The organism is Streptomyces kebangsaanensis, assembly GCF_001906585.1.
In the GTDB taxonomy this organism is placed as follows: domain Bacteria; phylum Actinomycetota; class Actinomycetes; order Streptomycetales; family Streptomycetaceae; genus Streptomyces; species Streptomyces kebangsaanensis.
Map to the genome: position 1 here is coordinate 329,715 of NZ_JUJA01000167.1, position 5,592 is coordinate 335,306.

The 5,592-nt window shown below is 71.2% G+C and carries 6 protein-coding genes and 1 pseudogene; 1 reads left to right on the top strand and 6 read right to left on the bottom strand.

What is annotated here, in order from left to right:
• Positions 1-1,228, top strand: a 1,228-nt coding sequence (locus RH94_RS45775; protein ID WP_234426284.1) for a DUF5915 domain-containing protein, incomplete at its 5' end; no start/stop codon positions are given.
• 302 nt (positions 1,229-1,530) lie between these two features.
• Here RH94_RS45775 and RH94_RS36295 read toward each other — a convergent pair.
• From RH94_RS36295 to RH94_RS45780, 6 genes and pseudogenes are all read right to left on the bottom strand, one after another.
• Positions 1,531-2,733: a DivIVA domain-containing protein gene (locus tag RH94_RS36295; RefSeq protein WP_073952536.1), complete on the bottom strand. Its 1,203-nt coding sequence runs from the start codon at positions 2,731-2,733 to the stop codon at positions 1,531-1,533.
• 53 nt (positions 2,734-2,786) lie between these two features.
• Positions 2,787-3,077 (bottom strand): YggT family protein, encoded by a 291-nt coding sequence (locus tag RH94_RS36300; RefSeq protein ID WP_073952537.1) that lies wholly within the window; start codon positions 3,075-3,077, stop codon positions 2,787-2,789.
• 62 nt (positions 3,078-3,139) lie between these two features.
• Positions 3,140-3,781 carry a cell division protein SepF gene (locus RH94_RS36305; RefSeq protein WP_073952538.1) on the bottom strand — a complete coding sequence of 214 codons (642 nt, stop codon included), beginning with the start codon at positions 3,779-3,781 and terminating at the stop codon, positions 3,140-3,142.
• 126 nt (positions 3,782-3,907) lie between these two features.
• Positions 3,908-4,639: a YggS family pyridoxal phosphate-dependent enzyme gene (locus RH94_RS36310; protein ID WP_073952646.1), complete on the bottom strand. Its 732-nt coding sequence runs from the start codon at positions 4,637-4,639 to the stop codon at positions 3,908-3,910.
• Positions 4,640-4,656: 17 nt separating this feature from the next.
• Positions 4,657-5,388: a peptidoglycan editing factor PgeF gene (gene pgeF, locus RH94_RS36315; RefSeq protein WP_073952539.1), complete on the bottom strand. Its 732-nt coding sequence runs from the start codon at positions 5,386-5,388 to the stop codon at positions 4,657-4,659.
• Positions 5,385-5,592, bottom strand: a pseudogene (locus RH94_RS45780) (cell division protein FtsZ); the annotation flags it as partial. The gene pgeF and the pseudogene RH94_RS45780, both read right to left, overlap by 4 nt.

The following is a 5,592-nucleotide window of genomic DNA, read 5'->3' on the forward strand; positions in this document are numbered from 1 at the left end:
GGGCCACGGCACCATCCAGGAGGTCGTCCGCAAGACGCTCCTGACGTACTGGAACACGGTCGCCTTCCAGGCGCTGTACGCGCGTACGTCCGCCTGGGCGCCCTCCGGGGCCGACCCGGCCCCGGCCGACCGCCCGCTGCTCGACCGCTGGCTGCTCAGTGAGCTGCACGCGCTGACCGACCAGGTCACGCGGGCACTGGAGGGGTACGACACCCAGCGCGCCGGCAAGCTGCTGTCCGCGTTCGTCGACGACCTGTCGAACTGGTACGTCCGCCGCTCGCGCCGCCGCTTCTGGCAGGGCGAGAAGGCCGCGCTGCGCACGCTGCACGACGTGCTGGAGACGGTGACCCGGCTGATGGCGCCGATCACCCCCTTCATCACCGAGCGGGTCTGGCAGGACCTGGTCGTGCCGGTGACCCCGGGCGCGCCGGAGTCGGTGCACCTGGCCACCTGGCCGGAGTCGGATCTGCCGGCGATCGACCCGGAGCTGTCGCAGCAGATGGTGCTGGTCCGGCGGCTGGTGGAGCTGGGCCGTGCCACGCGCGCGGAGTCGGGCGTCAAGACGCGCCAGCCGCTCTCGCGCGCGCTGGTCGCGGCGGCGGGCTTCGAGTCCCTGGACCGGGAGCTGCACGCGCAGATCACGGAGGAGCTGAACGTCTCCTCCCTGGCGTCGCTGAGCGAGGTCGGCGGGTCCTTGGTGGACACCACCGCGAAGGCCAACTTCCGGGCGCTGGGCAAGCGGTTCGGCAAGCGGGTCCAGGACGTGGCCAAGGCCATCGCGAACGCGGACGCGGCGGCGCTGTCGCTGGCGCTGCGGGAGGGCACGGCGTCGGTGGAGGTGGACGGCGAGACCGTCACCCTCGCCCCGGACGAGGTGATCATCACGGAGACTCCGCGCGAGGGCTGGTCGGTGGCGTCCGACGCGGGCGCGACGGTGGCGCTGGACCTGGAGATCACGGAGGAGCTGCGGCGTGCGGGCCTGGCCCGGGACGCGATCCGCCTCATCCAGGAGGCCCGCAAGAACAGCGGCCTCGACGTGGCCGACCGCATCGCGCTCCGCTGGACCGCGACGGACCCGGCGACGATCGCCGCGCTGAGCGAGCACGCCGGCCTCATCTCCGAGGAGGTCCTGGCGACGGACTTCGCCCAGGGCGAGGCGGACGACACGTTCGGCGACGCGGTCACCGACGAGGGCCTGTCCCTGACGTTCCGCCTCCGCAAGGCGTAGCCCTCCGGCTCCGCCCCTTGGAGACCCCCTGCAGGGGGTCTCCAAGGGGCGTGGGGAACCGCGCGACCAGCCACCGACCACCCGCAGCCGGGCACGGTCCCCGGAGGGGTCGAAGGGGCGGAGCCCCTGGGGACGGGGCGGGTAGGGGCGGCGGGGGCGACAGCCCCTTCCGGACACGCACCCGCCCCACCCGCACACACGCACCGCCCACACACGAGAACGGCCCCGGAGGATTTCCCTCCGGGGCCGTTCTCACAGGCTGCCGATGCCTACTTCGTCACACAGAACCCGTCACGGGCCGCTCAGTTGTCGTCCTCGTCGATCAGGAAGCCCCGCATGGGCGAGGGCGCCTGTCCCATCGGCGACGGCCCCTGCGGGCGCACCGGCGCCATCGGCTGGGTCATCGCCGGGGACATCTGCTGCTGCCCGCCGTAGGACGGCCCGGACGGGCTCGGCCCGCCGCCCATCGGCTGGTTGCCGCCGTACGACGGGGCGCTCGCGCCGGCCGGAGCCATGGAGGGCGCCGGGGACGGCGGCAGCGACGCGGCCGCCGGCGTCCGCGGCGGGGCCAGCGAGTCGTCGGACTGGGTCTCCAGCTGACGCAGCTGGGACTCCAGGTACGACTTCAGCCGCGTACGGTACTCGCGCTCGAAGCCCCGCAGGTCCTCGACCTTGCGCTCCAGCGTGGCGCGGGCGGACTCCAGGGAGCCCATCGCCACACGGTGCTTCTCCTGCGCGTCCCGCTCCAGCGCGTCGGCCTTGGCGCGGGCGTCACGCTCCAGGCCCTCGGCCCGCGAACGCGCCTCTCCCACGATCTTGTTGGCCTCGGAACGCGCCTCGGCGATCGCCTGGTCGGCGGTCTGCTGGGCCAGCGACAGAACGCGCGCGGCGCTGTCGCCACCGGGACCCTGGCCCATCGGACCGGGACCGCCCATGGGGCCGGGGCCGCCCATCGGACCGGGACCCATGCCCTGCATCGGGCCGGGGCCGCCCATCGGACCCTGACCCATCGGACCCTGGCCCATCGGACCCGGACCCATCGGACCCTGGCCCATCGGACCCGGACCCTGAGGACCCTGACCCATCGGACCCTGACCCATCGGACCCGGACCCTGAGGACCCTGACCACCCTGACCACCCGGGCCGGCGGGCAGCTGCGGGGCACCGCTGGGCAGCTGGGGCGGACCACCCATGGGGCCGCCCATCTGCTGCTGCGGTGGGCCCGATATCCCGGCGGGCACCGGAGCGCCGGGCCCTCGCATGCCCTGCTGCTGCTGCGGATGCTGCTGATCCTCCGGGGGCTTGCGCATGTTCTGCTGGTTCTGGGCGGCGGCACGCGTGGCCGCGGCCAGTTTGGCGCGCAGGTCCTCGTTCTCGCGGAGCAGGCGGGTCAGCTCGGCTTCGACCTCGTCGAGGAAGGCATCGACCTCGTCCTCGTCATAGCCTTCTCGGAGGCGGACGGTCGTGAACTGCTTGTTCCGCACGTCCTCGGGGGTCAACGGCATCTCTTCACCTCAACGTAGTCATCGGCAGTCGGCAAGACCGTATCGTCCACTGGTCACCTCGCGAGGCTTCCCACGACGGAGATCAGGATGTAGACGATGATCATCAGAACGAAGAAGGACAGGTCTAGCGCCACGCCCCCGAGACGCAACGGCGGGATGAACCGCCGCAGAAGCTTCAGCGGTGGATCGGTGACAGTGTAGGTGGCCTCCAGAACGACCACCATCGCCTTGCCGGGTTGCCATGAGCGGGCGAACTGGAACACGTAGTCCATGACCAGCCGGAAGATGAGCACGATGAGGAACACCATCAGCGCGATGTAGAGAACCTCCATGGCCACACCCATGATCGGTGCTTCCCTCTCCCCTGTTTCCGTGCCAGCTCTAGCCAGTGTTGCGGTAGTACGTCTCAGCTCTGGTTGAAGAACCCGCCCTCTGCGATGCGGGCCTTGTCCTCCGCCGTGACATCGACGTTAGCAGGCGACAACAGGAACACCTTCTGCGTCACCCGCTCGATACTGCCGTGAAGACCAAACACCAAACCCGCCGCAAAGTCGACAAGTCGCTTCGCGTCTGTGTCATCCATCTCAGTCAGATTCATGATCACCGGAGTGCCCTCACGGAAGTGTTCCCCGATGGTACGGGCCTCGTTGTAGGTCCGGGGGTGAAGTGTGGTGATCCGGTACGGCTCACGTTCCGACACGACCTTGGGCATGATCACCGGTGCGTTCTTCTCCAGGCTTGCGCGTTCTTGTGTGATGGATGCCACGGGCGCGATGCGCGCCGGACGCCCGGATTCCGCCGGGAGCGAAGCGGAATGGGACACCGGTTCGCGCGGCGCCGGAGGCTGCACCACTCGTACCGGTTCATCCCTTTGGGACTGATGCGCCCCGTGCGACGGGTGCGACGGCTCGTGCCGTCGGCGGTCCCGCTCGGGCTCCGGGTCCAGCTCGGGTTCGAAGTCGTCATCGGGGTCGAATCCCCGGCCGTCGTACCCATCGTCCTCCACGAGGCCGAGGTAGACCGCCATTTTGCGCATCGCGCCGGCCATGCTCTGAGTCCTCCGCTCTGTGGTGGATCCGCTGACGACCGCCAAGTGCCCGCGATCCACGAGGTCGTTGCGCCATATTCGGCGGTATTGACCATATTTTCTGTTGTGGTCCGACTCTTGGCGACGTTACCCGAGCCTGGGGCGGACTCCGAGTACCGCGGTACCGACGCGTACATGTGTCGCCCCGGCCGCCACGGCCTGCTCGAGGTCCCCGCTCATCCCTGCCGAGACCATGGTGGCAGCCGGATGGGCGACGCGCAGGTCGGCCGACAAATCCATGAGCCGCTCGAACGCCGCCTGTTGACGGCCGGCGTACTCGCCGGTCAGCGGGGCGACGGTCATCAGCCCGTCGAGCCGCAGCCCCTCGGAACGGGCGACGAGGTCGGCCAACTCTTCGATTCCGCCCGGTGCCACGCCTCCCCGCTCCCCCCGTCCGCCCGCTCCCGCGTCGAGCGCGACCTGGATGAGGCAGCCCAGCTCCCGCCCTGCCCGCACGGCCTCCTTCGACAGCGCCGCGACCAGCCGGGAACGGTCGACGGACTGCACGATATCGGCATAACCGACCACGGATCGCACCTTGTTGGTCTGAAGTTGACCAACGAAATGCCAAGTCAGCGGCAGGTCCGCACACTCGGCGGCCTTGGGCGCCGCCTCCTGGTCCCGGTTCTCGGCCACATGACGCACACCGAGTTCCGACAGGATCCGCACATCCGCGGCCGGGTAGGTCTTGGTGACCACGACGAGGGTCACCTCCTCGCGCGGCCGGCCCGCGGCGGCGCACGCCGCGGCGATGCGCCGCTCCACCTTCGCCAGATTCGCGGCGAGTTCTTCTCTACGGTCGTTCCTGCGGTCCGTCATGCGTCCGTCGTGCCCCATCAGTCCAGCCAGACATAGCCCGCGAGCCGACCCGTGGTGCGGTCGCGGCGGTACGAGAAGTGGTCCCCCGACTCCCGCGTGCACACCGGCGACTGCTGCCGGTCGTGCACCCCGAGGCGCTCCAGTTGCGCGTGCACACCGGCGCTCACGTCGACGGCCGGAGTGCCCCAACTCGTCTCGGCGTGCGCCGTCGGCTCGACGGCGGCCACCTCCGCGCGCATCGCCCCGGGCACCTCGTAGCAGCGGCCGCACACGGCCGGTCCGGTGCGGGCGACGATCCGGGCCGGGTCGGCTCCGAGTCCGGCCATGGCGCGTACGGCGGCGGGGACCACCCCGGCCACCATGCCGGGCCGTCCGGCGTGGGCCGCGGCGGCGACGCCGGCGACGGGGTCGGCGAGCAGCACCGGCACGCAGTCGGCGGTGAGTACGGCGAGGGCCAGACCCCGCTGCCCGGTCACGACAGCGTCGACGGACGGGATGTCCGCCGCGGCTCCCCACGGACCGTCCACCACCGCCACGTCCGCGCCGTGCACCTGGTTCATCCAGACCACCCGGGCCGGGTCGAGTCCGAGGGAGCCGGCCGCCCGCTCCCGGTTGGCGCGTACGGCGCCGGGGTCGTCGCCCACCGCGCCGCCGAGGTTGAGCTCCTCGTACGGAACGGCGCTCACCCCGCCCCACCGGTCGGTGAAGGCGAAGTGCGCGCCGCCCACGGTGTCGTGCTGTCCTATCACTTGAGGAAGTCCGGTACGTCCAGTTCCTCGGCCGCGCTGTCCGTGTAGGTGGGCCGCGGTGACGGCGTGACCGGCGGGGCGACCGGCGGCAGGTCGTGCACCGGCTCCGGGGCGACGGGCTCCGGGTCCTCCTTCGGCGTCACGCTGCCCAGCGAGCCGAAGGTCGGGCGGCTCTCCGGCTGCCGTACCGGCGCCGGCTCCTCA